Here is a 19415-nt window from a genome sequence, read left to right as displayed (position 1 = left end):
TCAGCAGCAAGAGACGGCAGCGTTTTCAGCGTCGACAGAAACGGTAGCGTCACCACAATCGAATAACCCGAAGTGTGTGGTGCGGTCTCCGGTTATGGTGAAGTATTTGCCGAAACGGGTGTCCTGCACCATCGCGGCTGAGTTGCCGCACACAAGCATGGGCCGGCCTTTTTCAAACAGGTGGTGATCGTCCAGTTCAAAACTGTGTTCGGAGGCTGTCATGCCGCCCTTGTAATACGCAACCTGGCCGTAGTCTTCGCAGCGGTCTTCGATACTTGCCAGCTTAAAGGCGCGAATGGTGAGCGACGTAAATTTAGTGTTGCCCAGTTTGTCTGCAAGGGCCTGGTCCTCAACTTCGACCGTATGCTGTGCCACAACGCGGAAGTCTTTGATGCCAAGGTCAAACATCATGCGGCGGAAGTCTTCGATATACATCGCACCACCCAGACATTCGCCCCGCAGTACCGGGTCGTCAGCAACATCTTTGGGGATGCGGCGATCTGCAAAAATATCTGAAAAGTACAGTTCGCCGCCTTCTTTGAGGACACGTAGAATCTCGGAAAACACTTTTTTCTTGTCGGTAGACAAGTTGATGACGCAGTTGGAAATCACCACATCAACAGAATTATCTTCGATGCCGGCAGCCTTGAGGTCTTCTATGTAGCCGAGCCTGAAACTTGTATTGGGTGTGCTATACCCAAATTTCTCGGCCTGAATTTGCTCGTATTTATTTGCCACCGCGAGTTGTTCTTCGGTCATATCTATACCAATGACAGACCCTGCTTCACCGACCAGTTTGGACACCAGGTAAGCATCGCGTCCGGTGCCGCAACCCAGGTCGAGTACGGTATATCCTTCCAGTGCAAGCGGGATAGGGGAGCCGCACCCATAGAAACGCGCCAGGATTTCGTCTTCGAGTTGGGCGAGGATGGGTTTGTGATGCTCGGGGACCGCATCCGGCGCGCAACAGGCGCTGGTTTTCAGGTCGTCTTTGCTTTCAAGCACCTGGCCATAATAGTTTTTTACGCCGGCTTCAACGTGGCCGTTTGCGGTTGCTTTTGTTACTTCCATGGTGGTTAACCTTATCTCATTACTTGCATTTCGGGGAATGGGCTACACGAACTGTAGCCGCGAATCAGTGGTGCTTACTCTGTGATGGCACCACCACAACTGCTTCCGGCGCCGGCGGTGCATCCATAACAATGGCGCTCCGTACGGATGTTGTGCTGCAGCCATTTGTCGAGATCAAAATCACGCACGTGAAGCCGTTCTTCGCCTGGGAAATCTATTTCCATTTCGAGCTGCTGATTAAAGTCACAGTCGTACATTTTTCCATCCCATGACACCGAGAGGGTGTTGCGGCACATCAGGCCGGCAATGGTGGAAGGATTGAATGCGTCTAGCAGCCTGTGCATATACTCGTCCAGTTTGCCTTTTTCCAGCAGCCATTCCAGGTATCTGGACATAGGCATGTTGTTCAAGGCAATCAGGGTATCAAACGAAACATCGTGGTTTTTCTTAAGCGCATCTTTCCACTCGGTCTCCAGCGAAGCCTGGTTGCCGGCCAAAAAAGCACCAACCGGATTGGTTACCAGCGTCAGCTTTCGCCTGGGATCACCCTGGCCGTAGCCAACCTCATTGAGCATTTTCAATGCTTTGAGCGACTTTTCATAGGTGCCGTCACCTCGCTGGGCGTCCGTGCCCAATTTGCGGTAGTGGGGCAGTGAGCAAACCACTTCAACCCCACGCTTGGCAAACCAGGCGGGCAAGTGTTGGTAGCGCCTGACCGTAAGAATGGTGAGGTTGCATCGGTCGATCACGTGTTTGCCCATCTGCGTAACACGATCAACGAGGTACTCGAAATTCGGATTTAATTCGGGTGCGCCACCCGTCAAGTCTACCGTATGGGCGCCCGATTTCTCGATGGCTTCGATGCAGGCATCAACGGTAGCGCGGTCCATGTTCTCTTTTGTTCGATCTGGACCAGAGTCAACATGGCAGTGCCGGCACGTCATGTTGCAGAGTTTGCCGAGGTTGATCTGAAAAATGTCCAACTGCGCCGGCTTGAGGGTGGGCCAGCCGCTGTGCGAAACGTCCGCAAAGAAGTTGCCCGACTGGGTTGGACCAACTGCCAAATCTACAGCCTCCAATTGTCGGATTTGCTCTTCCGGACTCGCCAGGGGTGATCTTCTGAACCGGAGGCTTGTTGTTGTCCGCGGTCCTTCGATATTTACAGAGGCTCCGTCGCCAGCGAGCGTCAACGGAATCATGTCGTCTGCAGCGTTACTCATAAAAACATTGTGACGTGTTTGGTGGGGACTGACAGGCGGCTGCGGGATTACCGCGTCCCTCTTCTGCCAGTATGCGGTAAAATACAGGCTGTAATGACACAGCACTTACCGTTTGTTATAAACAGTCTTAAGCATTTTTGTGTGCTCAACAGGAGGTCTGTTACACACTACATGGTCATATCTTTAACCTTGTCTAGCATCTGAATCCCGTGGACGAGCGATGCGCCGCCTCGAATCGCGGTGGCAACGTGTACAGCTTCTGTCATCTGCTCCAGGTCGGCGCCTTTTTCCAAAGATCCGGATGTGTAGGCGTCGATGCAGTAGGGGCACTGAATCGTGTGCGCAACCGCAAGGGCAATCAATGCTTTTTCCCGCGCTGTCAGGGCGCCGTCTTCAAATACTTTTCCATAGTAAGCAAAGAAGGCATCGGCCAGTTCTTTGTTGCCTTCGGCAATGGTGCCAAACTTGGGGAGGTGCTCAGGCTTGTAATAGGTATCCATGTGTACTTCGCGCTTAATGGTTCTTTGTCGATTGGTAAACAAGTCCGAATATCTAAAACCATCGACCAAAAACCAATATGACGATGTCACAGGGTGTTTGTGATGGCTTTAATGTCGTCCCTTGCTTCGACAGCTAACATGCGCAGTTGTTACCAGCCTTTCAAGAAGAAATAGAGAGGTGTGGCTGTTTTGTCAGGTTGTAGAAGTATACGTTAGGGTTTGATTTCGTATGCAATCTGACGCGATACAGTTTGCTGGGTGGTGTGGTCGAAAATTTCTACCGTGATGTTCAGCGGGCCAGCTTTTCGCTGGTCGCTCAAATCCAGTACGAGGAATTCTTCGCTTTTGGCTGTGTTGCCTTCGATAGTGGATGTAAAGGTTGTTTTGTCTGTCCCGGCTTTCCTAAACAATCCGCGTCGTTTGGGGCTGTTGATTTCATATTTGACGTCAAACTGTGTACGGCCTGATGCGTTGTTTTGTAAGTTGTATACCTCAAAATAGAGTACCAGTGGTGTCTGCCCGTCAATTACAGGCGAAGGGTCAACGAGAGACAGTTGGATAATTTCTTCGTCTATATCGGGCATTTCCTGAATGCTGGCCGGCAAAATCATAGGCTTGAGGTCGCTCATGGTCAATGTCCCCGTGTCTGATGGCAGCGCGTTGAGCGAATCCTGTTGATAGGTATTGGCTTTTACATGTGGTCCGATTTTGCGTAGTTGCCCATCTTCGATGTTTGCGGCGTACATGTCTATCTGAAGCGCCAGGTGGTATAGCCCCAAGTCACCCGTTGTTGAGACGGTTTGTGTCGGCAGCGATACGTCGAGCCCGGTGGCGATCCCTGGTAACATCGCGCGGTCATGTGCAATTTGGCGGTCGAGATAATCTGGTGTTTTTTGTACAACAGAGGTTACAATCAGGTAATCGTCGGGTGTAATGCCGGCGAGTTCTACCTTGTCTTGCGAGGTGTTGTCTAGCGCCAGGGCATTGGCCGCCGGCCGCCAATAGATTTCAGTCCGGGTTGTACCATCTTCTTCGAGAAAACGCGCCGTACGGAAGTACAGCGGAAGCGGTGCGATGGCGTCGAAAACATTGGTACGCACTTGCGGGACATAGTCTTCGCGTTGCACCGCCAGCATGTCATCTTCCACTTTGTAAGCCGCCATGGTGTGGTTGACAAAAAGGTCAGGCCGATTTGGGTTGAATGCGCTGCCCGGCATGCCGGCGTCTGCGATCCCGCTTGCCCGACTATTGGCCAGCAAGTCTGCGTTGAGGGCATTTCCCAGCGATTCAACGGACTCATCTTCGCTCTGCTGTGCGGCGTTTAATTGAGAGGCTATGTCTGCATCGTCGAGCAAGCTTGAGAATGCGGCCACATCGGTGTAGCGCGTGGCAAACGTTGGGTGGTAGAGCGAAAGTTGTTTGTATATTTCTTCGAGGGTGCGGACCATGGCACGGGCTTTTGCTTTGCCACGGGTAGAGTTACCCAGTCCTGAACGCAGCGAAGAGGGCAACAGATTGCGGGTTTGTCCGAGTCTGTAGAGGCCGCTGGTATCGTGAAAGAGAAACTGCGCTGCATTATCAATGTGCGCATAGAACCAGAATTCGTTTCCTGGGAAATCCGACTCAGTGATTGTCAGATTCTGGTCGAGCACTTTATTGCGAAAATTGGATTTGTCGAACTGGATCGATGTAGTGCGCGTGGGTGGCCCTAGACGAATGTAGACGGCGCCACGGTCGTCAAACTGGTCTCTAAAGCGGTAATTGGCCATGGCATAGGCAACGCGTTCGAGGTGTTCTTCGAGGAGTTCGTTATTTCGCGTAGCCGGCGCCGGGTCTTTGCTGCGCCACCAAAGATTTGCAGCTGTAGCTGCTGATGCCTGCCAGCCGTTATCCAATTGCCATGCCTCGCGTTGGGCTGTAGGGAGAATGAACGCAATGGCTTCCAGGTAAGGTGTAAAGGCGGTCTGGAAGAGTGAAGACACAGGCCGGCCCACATCTGCCAAAAGACGCTCGTATACCGCGGTGCCAAGCGCATAGTGCTGGCTGCTGCCGTATGCAAAAACAGCGTTAAGAAATGTAAGTCCAAGCCGGTGATCAAACGAGTCGGCGTCATTCATGGCCAGAATGCCGGACCGCCAGATGTTGATGGCCTCGTCGGGTTGGCCAGCATCCAGATGGGCTTTGCCGAGCCAGTACGAAAGGGGGCCATGAATTGCGGATGCTGCACCGGGTGATGCTGCAACATAAACAGCCAGCGAATCAATAGCAGGGTCGGTAACGCCCCGTTGGATGGCTGCAATGGCCTGGTTGATGAGGGGTTCCTGGTAGGTTGCCTGGGCAGCCGCAGGTTGATAAAACGTGATGCACAGCGCAAGGCTGGAAAGGAGATAAAGCCAACAACGTTGTAACGGATGTTCCATAACTTTCCGAACGGTCTTGGATGACGTGCATCAGGTTGTTAAACAATCACTAATTCATGTACGAGGATTATCGGCCAGTGATTCACATAAAAAAGAGGCTGCTTCGGTTGAAGCAGCCTCTTTGGTTTACAACGGTTGTATTGACAACAATCAACTGCTAGGCGTTTTTATCGCTAGAAGTTTTCATTGATGTTGCGCTCGTTCTGGGTGATCGGCAGATACCACCAGGTATCGTCGCCGAGATGCCAGAGGTCCATACGGCGCTGGTCAACCAGGCGGAGGCCCATCGTGAAGAGCTCTTTGTCGCGCTCTTCAATCAGCACGTCCATGTCTGCAGCTGCGAGATCTGCCAGGCCGTGGCTTGCGCGCACAGCGTTAATGTGATCCAACCCACCTGCGCCGTCACGGATGTCCAGCTCAGCAAGCATCAGGCTGTTTTCCTGCCATGTTGCAAATGGCAGGGGCGAATCCTGGTTTGGATACAAGCCCTGGCGGTAGTAAAGCGTACCGTCATTACCTGTGATCTCTTCCAGTGGCAGGCGGCCGGCTTCAGCAGCATCAGCAATCTGGTACTCGAGGAAGCGGAAATCTGCTACCCACTGGTTACGGCCTACGCCGGCCTGCGAGTAGTAGTAGTTTGTGCTTTCCACGGAGTGCAGCGAGCTGAATGGTGCGTCACCGTCCATCATGCCGGCATTGGCAGCGGTTCTAGCTTCACCATAGTTGCCTTCGATCAGGTGGATGCGTGCGATAACTGTGTTGATAACACGGGTATGGTATTCATCCGCCAGTGCTCTTGCGCTGTTCAGTTTATCCAGGGCAAGGTCGAACATGGCAGCTGATGGTGTGAAAGGAGCCGGATTGGTCGGATCTTCCGTAATTACACCACCACCTTCACGCTTGTCGAGGCCGTAGTAGGTTGCGTAGAAATACCGCGCAAGTCCACCGTATAACTGGGCTGTAAACTCAGCTTCTGTACGGAGGTCTGCATTTTCAAATTCTACGTCAGCCAAACGTGCAAGCATGTTGTCTGCAAAGAAACGCAACTCACCGAGGTCGTTGTAAAGACCGTCATTGGAGTTGTTGGCAAATGTGATATCACCGATGTCAATTTCCTGAAAGCTCGGGAAGGTTGCGTTCGGGACGTTCTGGTCGAAGAATAATTCGTCAGAGAGTCCGCCGGCAAACACGGCGATACGGTCGTAGGTTGTTGAGAAACGGGACTGCACACCTTTGATAATGAATTCCACCTGGGTTTCATCATTCAGCTGCGAGTCGTCGATGCTATCGATCGGCAGATCTACGTCTTCAACGTAGGTGTCACACCCTGCAAGGGGGAGCAACAGGGCTGCGATCAGAAGGGTAAATAATCTATTCATGATGCTATATAATTTCGTTGTCTATGGATGGACTAAACGTGAGGTTTAGAGGCCAATACTGATGGCGCCATAAATCACACGCGGCTGTGGCAGCGTCAGGAAGTCAGAAGAACGGGTGCTGCTAAGGGCGCCCGTGAAGTTAACTTCTGGGTCCAATCCACTGTACTTGGTCGACATCCACAGATTTCTTGCAGAAAGCGTAAAGCTTGCGCTTCTGATAAAGCGGTTGGCGTTGACTCTGCGAATGAGGTTCGTAAAGTCGTAGCGTACGCTGATTTCACGCAGCTTGATAAAGTCTGCATCTTCAATCCAGTTGCCATCGAGATCCACGCCCTGGAGGCTGAATTCTGTCCGTGCAACGGTTTCAGCTGCTGCGCGGTACTCATCAGATCCGACAGTAAGTGCGCTGAAGCCTTGATCTTCGAGGCCAACATCTTCAGGCATTACATCACCAATCTGGACGAGTGCAATGTTGCGTTCCTGGAACGCGCCAAAGCGCCGGCTGAACAGGTGGGTGTTGTTATACACCTTGTTGCCCAGAGACCAGTCGAGGAGGCCGCTGATGGTGATGTCGCGCAATACGCGAATGTTCAGGCTGAATGAGCCGTTGTGCTCAGCGTATGGCACGCCAAAGAAAGCACGGTCAGGTGAGCCATCTCCATCTTCATCGGTCGTGGTCAGTTCAGCACCGGCATAAGAACCGTCATCGTTGAACGTAGCACGTGAGGCCCAGGTGTAGAACGCATCGCGCGGCAGGCCTTCTTTGATTACGTTGGTGTCAAAGCCACTGAAAATAGGCTGTGCACCACCGAGGTCATCCACTTCGTTGTCCTGGTAGTTCCAGATGACGCCAAAGTCGATACCCAGATTCCGCTGGCGAATCACGTCAACAGAAAGGCTGGCTTCGATACCTTTACCGGTAGAAGCACCTACGTTAAACGGTACCGCAGAAACGGTCAGGCCTGAAGACGGTGGGTTGTTGAAGTCGATGATAGAGTCCTGGGCTTTCTGAATGTAACCTGTCAGGTCGAGACCAATCCGGTTGTTCAGCATGCCAAGCTCAATGCCGGCTTCAAATTCTTTGATGCGCTCAGGTTCGATGTCGATGTTGCCGATAAAGCTGGTTACAGCCCCGGTGCCGTAGCCTGAAGATTCAGCCTGCCAGCGGACAAATGACTTGTCGAGGTTACCCGGTAGCTGTCCGGTTTCGCCGTATGCAGCGCGAACTTTGAAGAAGTTGATCGCTGTTGGCATTGTTGCGAGCTCGTCTACGCGAAGGGCAAAACTTGCTTTCGGGTAGAAGATGCTCGGCGCGCCGGCACCAACGGAGCTTGCAAAGTCCTGGCGGGCGCCTACCGTGGCAAACAGGTAGTTGTTGAAGGCAAATTCCTGCTGTGCATAGATACCGGATTCCCTGGTGTGCAGGAAGTTCTCGTCTGAGCTTCTGAAGTCAGCACCGGCACCGATGTTGGTAATCAACTCTGTAGAGAAGTTCTCTTTGGAGAAGTTGAAGTTGCGGTTGATCCGGTTGAAAGACTGCGTACCTACAATTGTGGTTGCGCTCAGCTTATCGCTGATTTTGTAGCCGTACCGTGCGTTGAAGTCGTACGTGTACTGCTCATTCCGACGGCTGAATACAGAGCGACGGCCATTAACTGTACTAGAGTAGGCAAAGTTAGAGGGTCTTGTTTCGTCGTTCCGCAGGTCTGTACCGTCAAATCCAACAGACGCACGCAGCGTCAGGTTTTCAATCGGCGAGTACTCTGCCTCAACGATACCTGAGAAACGGGCGATCCGCTGGATGTTTTGCAGCGCCTCAATGGCTGAGCTATCGGTGAACACAAACGGGCTGCTTGCCAGTAGTGTGTTGCCGAGGTAGCCAAACAGGTTGTTATCGTTCTGCGGGCGGCTGATGTCGTTGCGGACGTAGCCGGCGTTGGCGCGAACAGTCAGATCTTTGATCGGGAATGCTTCAAAGTTAGCCCGGAAGCTCTGGCGCTCCTGTTTGTTGTTGCGGATATGGCCTTCTTCCATGCGGTTGTCATACGACGTGAAGTAGCGTACACGTTCTGAACCGCCTGAGAAGCTAAGGGTGTGCTGTTCGATGTCGCCATCGCGGAAGAATGCGTTGGCTGTTTCCGGAGCGCCGGCTGTAAAGCGGTCGTACTCGTCAAACTGAGAGTTTGTACCCCTTACGCCTTTGTAGTTGACCGTAAACGGACGGTCATCGCCAGACAACTTGCCACGTTTGGTGGTGATAAGTACAACACCGTTCGAGCCGCTGGTACCATAAAGCGCTGCACCAGCAGGGCCTTTGAGTACTTCTACGGTTTCAATTTCTTCCGGATTGAGGCTTGCGAGCAGCGAAACATCCTGTCCGCCTGCACCCAGGCCACCAATTTCAGTAGCGTCGATACGGATGCCATCAACATAAATTACAGGCTGGCCATCACCATTGAGGCCTGTGCTTGAACGCATGTTGAAGCGGATACCACCACCAACGTTACCAGAAGAAGGCTGTACACTTACCCCGGCGATCTTGCCGTTTAGGAGTTGGGAAACGTCCTGGTAAGCATTTTGCTCGAGCAGTTTCTCTGTACTTACAGAAGAAACTGCAACTTCTGCCCGTGCTTTTGAGGTTGCAGATGCAATGCCTGTCACAACGACCTCTTCAAGGCCTGTGAAATCTGGCGTGAGCACAATATCCAGCTCGTTCTCGCCGGCAGCTATTGTTACCGGTGTCTGAGAGGTCTCATACCCGATGAACGTAACTTGCAGCGTATAATCACCGGGTGTGATCCCGTTGATTTCATAACGACCGTCAATAGAAGTTGCGGCACCCAATTCAGTATCGACAAGCAATACACTGGCGCCTGGCAACGCATTGCCAGTTTCTCCGTCGGTAATAAGACCCGACAAGGAAGCGTCTTGTGCTGATGCCATAAGGGGTATAGCAAACAACACAAAAATCATTTTCAGAATTTTGTTCATTGTGTTTTCCGTGAGTGATTCATAATCCCATCACATCCCAACAAAGCAGCGCATACCTGCTGGAGAGTCCTGGAAACGGTGGCTTCCTAATGGGGGTGTCCTGGACCCATATTTCCCAATGTTGTTCAGATGCTCAGGGGAACTATTGTCTTAATATATAAAGTAAGCGTTAACATCCATCTATTTTGAATCGAATTCTTAATGGCCTTAAGAATGGATTGAATGGACGATTTTTATGCCTGAACGGATGATCGGCAGCGTAAAATCATGCACGTTATCTTTCAATGAACGAAAATAGATGTTGCTACAATTCCGTCTTAAAGCAAAGGGGGGGAGCGCTGAAACGCAGACTTTATTCTGGCTCTGCAAGGGTTGCTATTTTGTTGAAGGGAATTGTTATGAAGAGGCCTTCCCCTCGCGATAAAACGGTGCCATTGGTGCCTACAAGTCTGGCTTCTGTGTAAATTTTTTTGCCGGCTACACGGGTTACCTGCGCGATGGCTGAGGCAACGGTTTCGAGCGGCACCATCTTCAGGTAATTGATGGATATGTTGGCTGCGACAACTGTATGGCCGGCATACAGGGCCGCCATGCCCATGGCTTCATCGAGCACTGCGGCAACACTGCCACCGTGTGCATGTCGGGGGGGACCTTCTGCGCCCGGTCCAAACCAGGTACGGGCTATAACTTGTGTACTGGCTTCATCATAATAGTACCGCAACCGCAAGCGATTGCCCGTGGGGTCTCCGGAAATGAAAGAGTTTTCCTGCGTGAGGAGGCTGGGTGGGATAATGGGCATCCACGCCGGCTCGCCGGATAGGTCTGGTTCAAGCATGAAAGTAGGTTCGATAATCGCGGGAATGGTACGCAGGGCTCGTAAGGTAGGATAAATTGACGGCAATGTCAGCGGTGTGTTTGCGATTCAGAACGTGTGAGATCTTGCTATGGATGTTAATGATCCAAAGAATACGGCAACCAAAAAAATTTAACGCAGGCGGGCCCCGTATTTGATCAGCAACTCTGCTGTGTGTCGTACGTCTTTCTCTTGTTCGTTAGCATATCACACGCTTTTTGAAGGATATACATGAAACCCCTGCTCCTGATTATGATCTTTGCTATTTTTGCAAGCCCTGTGCTGGCCCAGGTAGATGCAATGCGTGTGCAGGCTTTTGTGCTGGCAAAAGAAGCTGCAGGACAGCCGGATAAAACGGCCGCAGATGTTGAAGCTTATCTTGCTTTCCTGACGGAAGACGTCAGTGACGTTCACGTTGTGTATGGCGTAACGCTGGATGGAAAGGAAAAAATACGCAGTACACACCTGGAGTCGACCCGGGTCAAATTTGAATTTAGACTGGGCATTGAAAGCATCACAATGGGCACAAATGTGGCCATCGTTGAATACATTGAATCCTCACAATATGTACGGCGCGATGAGTTGGTAGATTTTACCGGGCGAACCATCCTGGTGATGGAATTCAATGACGCCGGCGCAGTACATCACATGCGCCGGTATCTGGATACAGCAAATGTGACCCGAAAGGCAACACCGTGTAGTGAATCAGACCTGTGTTAGACGAATACTACAGCGCTCTGCATGCTGAATCGGCAAAGCAATCTCAAAGAATCAAAACACGCTCCCATACCCATGATAAAACAGGTAACGCTGCTTTTACTGTTTTTTGCCGTATCCAGTCAAATCAGTGCTGCGCAAGATTGGGAAAACCCTGCGGAGCAGTACAGAGATGCTTACAAGGCCTATCTATTGGCTACTTGCCCAATTCCTGCTGATAACATCCAGCATTTTGTCTATTTCTCGAAAGATCGAAAAAAGATCATCAACCATGCATTCCTTGCAAATGCACAGTTTCAGGGTGCACAAATCATGTATTCCTGGAAGGAGCTAGAACCTCGGAAAGGGAGATACGATTTTTCAATGGTAGAAAAAGACCTGAATTACCTTAAAAAGCACGGCAAAAAACTGTTTGTGCAATTGCAAGATGTGACGTTTTATCCCAAATACAAAGCAGTGCCCAATTACCTGCTTTCGGATGTGTACGATGGCGGCGTTGTGGCACAGTACTATGCGGATGGCCAGCCGGGGGGATGGGTAGCAAAAAGATGGAGTGAAAAGGTCCGTGTGGAATTTGCGCGTTTTCTCCAGGCTTTTGGGGAGGCGTTTGATGGAAAAATTGAGGGTATTAACCTGCAAGAGACCGCCATTGAGATTGGAGAAGATCCAGGTGATGGTTTCACCGAAGAAAAATATGTTGCAGGATTAAAAGCCAACATGCTGGCGCTCAAAAAGGCTTTCCCAACTTCAACGACCATGCAGTACGCCAACTTTGTGCCCGGAGAATGGCTGCCGTGGGATGATAAAGGATATCTCAGCAGCATTTATGCTTATGGTCAAGAAATTGGCGTTGGCCTCGGCGCGCCGGATTTGATGGTACAGCGCAAAGCACAATTGAACCACCCGTTGCGGTTTATGCACGAAGGTGACTATTCGGTGCCGATTGGCATTGCCATACAAGATGGCAACTATGCCGGTCAAACTGGCGCAGACCTGGACTACAGCGAACAGAGCGACAAAGCACGCAACAACATTGTGCCCTTACTCCACGCCTTTGCTAAAGATTTCCTCAAGGTTAACTACATTTTCTGGGTCAACCAGCCCCCTTATTTTGAAGAAGATGTCCTGACGTGTTTTGTAGATTGAAGTCAAAAAAAGCAAAAGGAAAAGAAAGGATGAATTTGCCAACTGCAGACGCCTTTCTGCACTCTTTTCGCCTAAAGCCCCCCCAAAAAACTAAATTTCACTCCTCACTCCTCACTCCTCACTCCTCACTCCTCACTCCTCACTCCTCACTCCTCACTCCTCACTCCTCACTCCTCAGGCGTCAAAAACTTGGCAATAATATGATTGAACACCGGCGTAAACTGCTGCTGCTCATCCACAATTTCCACGACCTTGGGCCACAGCAATACCCCTTGTGGTGAATTGACAAAGACTATGGCGCCATCGCCCGTCTGCAATTCGATATAGGCGATGGCAGCTTCAGACCGGTCATTGCCGCCATGCTGCACATTGATATTGCCGTCATAGCCAAACACAAACCAGCCGAGGCCGTGACCGTATGGTGCGGGGCAGGGGTCAACAACGCCATCACATCCCCATATCGGGTTATTTGTGAGGTCACTTTGCACGCGTATGCGCTCCGCGGCCAGCGCGTCGCTTATACCCTGATTCTTCAGAACGGCAATCAGGAATTTAGCCATGTCTTTTACGGTTATGTAGAGGTCATCAGCAGCATTCCAATAGCCATAAGCCAGTTCAAAATCAGTTTTAAACGCTCCTTTTTCATCAACCGGAATGACATAGTTGCCGGCCATCCACGGCTCCTGGATGGTAGTCGCCTCTACCATGCCAAGCGGGTTGTAAATTTCTTCCCGCACAATCTGCGGCCAAGGCTTTTCCAGTTTCGCCTCAATGGCGCGCGCAAGAATCATGAAGCCTATGCCAGAATAGCCGTAGGCTTCTCCGGGATCGTTGTCGAAAGCCAGCTTGCCATCATCATATTCATAAGGCCAATTGCGAAATCCCGTTTTGTGGGTCAGTACGATGCGTGGTGTCAGCTTTTCATGCCTGGGGTCTGCTGCGATATCCGGATGCACATAATGCGGTGACAGTGGTTCATCCAGATTGATCAGCCCCTTTTCAACGAGCCGTATGACCGTCTCTGCAGTAATTGCTTTGTGAACGGACGCGGTGTTGAACATGGACTGTGCAGACAAAGGGACGCCGGGTGCCTGTTCGCCAAAGTACCTTGTGCCCGTAAGTACGCCATTTTTAATGATTCCAATGGCAAGTGATGGGGCTTTGTGGGTCTCCATCAGATTGCTTATTGCAGTTTCCTGGTTTTCACCAAGCGGGATGTCGGATATGGGTTCTGGGGCCTGTTGCGGGGTTGGTTGCGTACAGGCAGCCACTACAAAAGCAGCAAGTAAAAGGAAGATCTGTTTCATGAAATGGTTTTTAACTTTACCAGGCCAGGTGCTTGGGCGCGCTGTGTTTAGCATACCCCTACGTAAGTTGCATGAAAAAAGATCAGCTATGTACAGGCAAGACGCAATACGCTCCAGTTTTAGTCGCTCTTGAGTTTGTATGGCTTGATGATCCAGGTGTAATTGTCTAAATTACCTGTATCATCCAGGTATAAGCTGGCGCAAGTATGTTGATGTTTGGGCGCGCTGGCGCATCTGTGAAGGCTACAACCGCGTATATCGATATAATATCATGGCTTTCGATCTAGAAAAATCTCTGGCAGTTTGGCGGCGCCCGTACGAGGTGAACGCGGCATTCTCAGCAGAAGACATTGAAGAGCTGGAGAATGGTTTGCGCGAAAGAATTAAAACACTTGTTGATGCCGGCACCTCTGTACAGGAGGCATTCCAGATTGCTATCAAACGCACGGGTTCGTACGGTAACGTTGAACGAGAATACCAGAAAGTATTCTGGGGCAAAGTGAAACGCGAACGGCGGCTGCTTCCGGAGCTCAGTTGGCGTGTGTCGATGCTCAAAAGCTACCTCAAAACAGCGCTGCGTACCCTCAAAAAAGAGCGCGTTTATGGGTTTATTAACATATTCGGATTTGCAATCGGGTTAACGTGCTTTATCCTGATTAGCCTGTTTGTCAGATACGAATTTGGCTACGACGACTTCCACGAAAAAGCAGACCGTATTTATAGAGTCGCAGAAGTAGATCCGACGGGTTACTACCTCGGCAGCAACCAGTATACAGATACGCCGGCTCCGCTTTTAAGAGCACTGGAAGAAGCGTTTCCCGAAGTCGACGTTGCAACCCAGTTGCGTAAAGTTAAAGCACTGCTCACACACGATGGAAAGCAGTTTTACGAAAATGGCATTTATGCGACCCCACAATTCTTCGATGTATTCAGCTTTCCCATCATACAAGGAGATCGAGGTAAAGCACTCACTGACCCTAATACCGTTATACTTACTGCGTCTTTAGCGCAGAAATACTTTGGTGCGGCCAATCCCATTGGGCAATTGTTGACCTTTACGCCTTCTGCACCCTGGTGGTCAACACCACCACCTGTCGGCGTTGATATGCAAGTGGTGGGCGTTATGGCTGACATACCAGCAAATACCCATCTATCTTTCGATTACATAATATCCATGTCGTCGTCAGCTGACTATGCCAGGCATATCGACCAATGGGATAATAGCAATTACTTCACGTATGCAGCATTACATTCCGGGTTTTCACTGGAGCATTTTAAAAGCAAGCTTGCCGTTGTTGCAAAACAACACCTGGCACCAGATGCGTCCGCAGAAAATCATCCGGAAGAAATTGTATCTCATTTCCCGCAGGCACTGACCGACATTCATTTGCGGTCTACTATCAATTCCGAGTTTGGGGCAAACGGAGATATCAGGTACGTATTTCTTTTTCTGGGCATTGCGTTGCTCGTATTGCTTGTTGCCGGTATAAATTACGTTAACCTTTCAATTGCCCGCTCGCTGGTTCGTGCCAGAGAATTTGGGGTTAGAAAAGCGATTGGGGCGAGCCGAAAGCAACTCATCGGCCAGTTTATGGGAGAGGCGCTTTTGCCGGCCATCCTTGCACTTATCCTCGCGCTGGTGCTCCTCGTTGTGCTATTGCCGGCATTCAACACGTTGACTTCCCGTAGTATTTCCCTGGCAGACAACAGCATGCTCTTGGTCCTGTTGGTTGCCATTGGGCTTGGTGTAGGCATACTTGCTGGTAGTTATCCCGCATTTCGGCTTTCAATGCTGCATCCTGTTCATATGATGAAGGGAAAATTAAGCCAATACCTGGCCCGCTACCGTGTGCGCAATGTGCTTGTGGTTGTTCAGTTCTCGATCACGATTGTACTCATCATTGGTACCCTCGTCATTTGGCAGCAATTAAGCTTTATTCAGGGAGCAGAGACAGGGATTGATCGAGAACAGGTCATTTCTATTGAAATCAACGATCCGAACTTGCGGGGACGAATCACCACAGTGAAGGAGGCCTTGCAAGCAGATGCCAGCGTATTGTCGGTCTCTGCGTCTCACCATGATCCAATCTACATCGATGCGCAATCTGATACGCGCGCGTGGCAAGGCGCTGCAGAGGGGCAGGAGGTTTCCGTATACCATTCAAATATCCATTACGGATATCTGGACATGTTTGGGGTTGATCTAACAGAAGGCCGCGACTTTTCAGCCGCCATTGTTACTGACCAAAAACAGGGTTTACTGATCAATGAAACGCTGAGAAAACAACTCGGATGGAATGAGGCTGTAGGGCGGTCCCTTACGCTGAATGGCACAGATCACCATATTGTTGGTGTAATGAGAGATTTTAATTTTCAGTCATTTCGCCAGAAAGTGGCGCCGCTTGCCCTGTATCTTGACCCCGGTGATTATTCACGTGTGTTCGTTAAAGCCGGCACAGAGGACATAATCCGCACGCTTGGTTTTCTTCAAGAGACCATGACTACCCTGTCTCCCGCATATCCGTTCACATACAGTTTCCTTGACAGCCAATACGATCAAATGTACCAGGCAGATGCCCAATTTGGCCGTTTGATCGGCTACTTTACGCTACTTGCCATAGTGATAGGATGCCTGGGGCTATTGGGGCTAGCAAGTTATATGGTGGCAAAGCGTACCAAAGAAATTGGCATCAGGAAAGTGTTGGGCGCATCACATACGAATGTGCTTTTTCTGGTGTCGAAGGACTTTACGCTATTGGTTGTTATCGCTTTTGTATTAAGTGCGCCAGTAGCATTTTATGCCATGCATGTCTGGTTAAATGGGTTTGCATACCGAATTGCCATAAGCTGGCAAACACTCCTGATCGCCGGCGCGCTAACACTGGTGCTGGCCTGGTTAACGGTGAGCTATCATACCATCAAAGCTACCCTGGCAAATCCCACGAAGACGTTAAGAAACGGTTGAAACAGGCAGGTTCATAAAATGAGCCTGTATGGCAGATAGAACCTGCGCTTCGCCTGCAAGAGATAACGCGTGAGCCGGTTGTAACATTTGGCATTTGAGGCCGTTGTGTTGCCACAGTTGTTATCGATTCTCACCCACAGATGTTATATGAACAAAGGCCTGCTGGTCCTCGTGTTGTTGCTCCTGTTTTCCTGCCAGAAAGAAAACAAGGTCCCTGATTCAACGTCGCAATCTTTAACAGCAAGGCTTGACAGCCTGTACGAGGCAGATGTTTATAGAGGGTTCTCGGTTGCTGTTGTAAACGAAGATGGGCTGCTGTACAACCGTGGTTTTGGTTTTGCAGATGTTGCGGCCGGCCGGCCCTATACAGAAGAGACAATCATCAACATTGCTTCTGTCTCCAAAGTGTTTGTTGGCGTAGCGTTGTTAAAAGCCCAGGAGTTGAATCTGCTTGACCTTGATGATCCGATAGGTGATTACCTGCCGTTTACTGTCGCAAACCCAAAGCACCCGGAAGTCCCCATCACGCTGCGGCACCTGGCTACCCATACCAGCTCAATTGTTGATGGGGATACATACCTGGAAACCGACTACATCAACAAAGACGATGTACCGATCGGGCCTGCGCTGCAGGAACGCTACAAGTCGTATTACCAAAACCCTTCCTCTGCATGGATGCCGTTGGCCGATTACCTGCGTAAACTCCTGCAAGCAGGAGAGGTGTGGTATGCAGACAGTATGTACGCCGACAGGGCGCCCGGGGCGCTGTTTGAGTACAGCAACATCGGGACGGCTTTGTGCGCGCTTGTTATTGAGTTAGCTGCCGAGATGCCATTTCATGCGTTTACCACCCAGCATATTTTTGAACCGCTTGGTATGTCTGCAACCGGCTGGCGGTTTGAAGACGTAGACATGGCGTCTTATTCAAAGCTGTACCTCGACGATAAAGAACTGCCGTATTACACCATCCTGTCCTATCCTGATGGTGCGCTCATTTCTTCGAGTACGGACCTTGGTCTTTTCCTGTCCGAACTCATACAGGGGTACAATGGCCGAGGTCTGTTGCTGTCTTCGGAAGGGTATGAAGCGCTGTTTGCATCACAGTTGAGCGATACGCAGTTGGACGGGCGAGAAGGATTTAACGCCGGCCTGTTCATCGAAAAGCATCTGGCGTACAATGACATCGGACACAGCGGTGGCGACCCCGGGGTAAACACCCTGATGTTCTTTGATTCAGAGACCCTTACTGGGAGGGTAATGATTTTGAATAGCGACTCTGACAAAGAAAATAGCTACGATATCTACTGGGGCATCTGGAATGCACTGGATGACCATGCGGTCAGTTTTGATACTGCCGATTAGATTTTGTACACGGGGCTAACAGGTTACATGCTGATGAGGACAACGGCGCGAGGTTGCCTCAAATAAGCAATTGAAGCGCCGGCAAGTACCCCAGCTGTGCACAATTCTTAAAAAACAGTATCTTAACCCAAATTTATTCCCCCAGCCAGTTCTGTGCTACGCATCGTCGATCGAGGGTGAAGCACGGTGTGTATCAAACAAGACCCTGTGAGTCCATGCTGAAAGAACCCAGTTTTAGTGTTGGTATTGAAGAAGAATACCTCCTCGTAGATCAGGCAACAGGCAACCTGATTCGGGAAGCGCCGCCTTCCATGTTATCTGAGTGCGAAGACATTCTCGAAAAACAGGTAACCCCCGAATTCTTTCAGTCGCAGATAGAAGTGGGTACCCGGGTTTGCAATACCTTTGATGAAGCCCGCGGCGAATTGTCGCGCCTGCGCCGCGCAGTCTCCGATGTTGCACAAAGCCATGGACTGGCCATCATCGCGGCCTCTACCCATCCTTTTACAAGCACAGAGAGTCAGAAGCACACCGATAAAGACCGATACGCCATTCTCGCACGCGACATGCAGGCTGTTGCCCGCCGCATGGTAATTAGCGGGATGCACGTACACGTAGGGATTGAAGACGATGACCTGCGCATCGACATGATGGACCAGACGCGCTATATCCTGCCCCATCTGCTGGCGATTAGTACATCTTCTCCGTTTTGGGAGGGCGATAACACGGGCTTGATGTCATATCGCATCGCTGTTTGGAATGAACTGCCCCGTACCGGGCTCCCAGAACACTTTGCAAGTTTCGCCGAATACCATCGGCATGTCGATGTGCTGGTGGATGCTGGCGTTATTGAAGATAGCTCCAAGGTTTGGTGGGACATCCGCCCGAGCATGCGCTTCCCTACGCTGGAGATGCGCGTGGCTGACATCTGCACCCATTTGGAAGATGGCATCTGCATCGCGGCCCTTTACCGCTGCTGGCTCCGGATGCTGTACCGTCTCCGTGTAAACAACCAGCGTTGGCGCACCTATGCCAACTTGCTGCTCAACGAAAACCGGTGGCGCGCGCAGCGTTATGGCTTTGAAAAAGGATTGATTGATTACGGTCATGGCACCATCACGCCGTATGCAAGACTGCTTGACGAGTTGCTCGACCATATCCAGGAAGACGCCGAGTTTTTTGATTGCGTTGCAGAAGTTCGTCATGCCCGTACAATCCTTGGGCAAGGCACCAGTGCGCACTGGCAGTTAAAAGCGTATCAGGAGGCGAAGTCTGCCGGCGCTGACCACCAGCAAGCGCTCAAGGTTGTGGTTGATATGCTGATCAAAGAGACCCTGCACGGCGTAGACTGAGTTACCCGCCAGATTTAAACAATAAAAGCAACGCATTAGCCGTTTAGGGAAAACAGGAGTGAACCATGCCCCCGCGTGGTTACACACGTGGCTCATCCTGTATAACCCGATGTGTGGCTTTTAATGCGACTC

The 19415-nt window shown here is 50.8% G+C and carries 13 protein-coding genes; 5 read left to right on the top strand and 8 right to left on the bottom strand.

The window, feature by feature from the left end:
• From AAF564_02490 to AAF564_02460, 7 genes are all read right to left on the bottom strand, one after another.
• Positions 1-1071 (bottom strand): methyltransferase domain-containing protein, encoded by a 1071-nt coding sequence (locus AAF564_02490; protein MEM8484384.1) that lies wholly within the window; start codon positions 1069-1071, stop codon positions 1-3.
• Positions 1072-1145: 74 nt separating this feature from the next.
• The gene (gene arsS / locus AAF564_02485; GenBank protein MEM8484383.1) at positions 1146-2291 is read right to left on the bottom strand and encodes an arsenosugar biosynthesis radical SAM (seleno)protein ArsS; all 1146 of its coding nucleotides are present in this window, start codon (positions 2289-2291) and stop codon (positions 1146-1148) included.
• Positions 2292-2458: 167 nt separating this feature from the next.
• Positions 2459-2791 carry an arsenosugar biosynthesis-associated peroxidase-like protein gene (locus AAF564_02480; protein ID MEM8484382.1) on the bottom strand — a complete coding sequence of 111 codons (333 nt, stop codon included), beginning with the start codon at positions 2789-2791 and terminating at the stop codon, positions 2459-2461.
• Between the two features lie 212 nt (positions 2792-3003).
• Positions 3004-5211 (bottom strand): GWxTD domain-containing protein, encoded by a 2208-nt coding sequence (locus tag AAF564_02475; GenBank protein MEM8484381.1) that lies wholly within the window; start codon positions 5209-5211, stop codon positions 3004-3006.
• 173 nt (positions 5212-5384) lie between these two features.
• Positions 5385-6590, bottom strand: a complete 1206-nt coding sequence (locus tag AAF564_02470; protein ID MEM8484380.1) for a hypothetical protein — start codon at positions 6588-6590, stop codon at positions 5385-5387.
• Between the two features lie 45 nt (positions 6591-6635).
• Positions 6636-9581: a TonB-dependent receptor gene (locus AAF564_02465; protein MEM8484379.1), complete on the bottom strand. Its 2946-nt coding sequence runs from the start codon at positions 9579-9581 to the stop codon at positions 6636-6638.
• A gap of 352 nt (positions 9582-9933) precedes the next feature.
• Positions 9934-10416, bottom strand: a complete 483-nt coding sequence (locus AAF564_02460) for a PaaI family thioesterase (GenBank protein MEM8484378.1) — start codon at positions 10414-10416, stop codon at positions 9934-9936.
• Between the two features lie 249 nt (positions 10417-10665).
• On the opposite strand from AAF564_02460, the gene AAF564_02455 reads away from it, so the two are divergent.
• Together AAF564_02455 and AAF564_02450 are read left to right on the top strand one after the other, a co-directional pair.
• Complete coding sequence (locus AAF564_02455) at positions 10666-11154, top strand: nuclear transport factor 2 family protein (GenBank protein MEM8484377.1); 489 nt, start codon at positions 10666-10668, stop codon at positions 11152-11154.
• A 72-nt stretch (positions 11155-11226) separates the two neighbouring features.
• Positions 11227-12297: a hypothetical protein gene (locus tag AAF564_02450; GenBank protein MEM8484376.1), complete on the top strand. Its 1071-nt coding sequence runs from the start codon at positions 11227-11229 to the stop codon at positions 12295-12297.
• A 167-nt stretch (positions 12298-12464) separates the two neighbouring features.
• Here the strand turns inward: AAF564_02450 and AAF564_02445 are convergent, their stop codons facing one another.
• Positions 12465-13604: a serine hydrolase domain-containing protein gene (locus AAF564_02445; GenBank protein ID MEM8484375.1), complete on the bottom strand. Its 1140-nt coding sequence runs from the start codon at positions 13602-13604 to the stop codon at positions 12465-12467.
• Between the two features lie 271 nt (positions 13605-13875).
• Between AAF564_02445 and AAF564_02440 the strand changes: the two genes are divergently transcribed.
• The 3 genes from AAF564_02440 to AAF564_02430 all read left to right on the top strand — a co-directional run bounded on the left by AAF564_02440 (position 13876) and on the right by AAF564_02430 (position 19283).
• The gene (locus AAF564_02440) at positions 13876-16569 is read left to right on the top strand and encodes an ABC transporter permease (GenBank protein MEM8484374.1); all 2694 of its coding nucleotides are present in this window, start codon (positions 13876-13878) and stop codon (positions 16567-16569) included.
• Positions 16570-16716: 147 nt separating this feature from the next.
• Positions 16717-17931 carry a serine hydrolase domain-containing protein gene (locus AAF564_02435; GenBank protein ID MEM8484373.1) on the top strand — a complete coding sequence of 405 codons (1215 nt, stop codon included), beginning with the start codon at positions 16717-16719 and terminating at the stop codon, positions 17929-17931.
• Positions 17932-18149: 218 nt separating this feature from the next.
• Positions 18150-19283: a carboxylate-amine ligase gene (locus AAF564_02430; protein ID MEM8484372.1), complete on the top strand. Its 1134-nt coding sequence runs from the start codon at positions 18150-18152 to the stop codon at positions 19281-19283.
• The last annotated feature ends 132 nt before the right edge of the window (positions 19284-19415 follow it).

The organism is Bacteroidota bacterium, assembly GCA_039111535.1.
Taxonomy (GTDB): domain Bacteria; phylum Bacteroidota; class Rhodothermia; order Rhodothermales; family JAHQVL01; genus JBCCIM01.
This window is presented reverse-complemented; position numbering and strand designations above follow the sequence as displayed.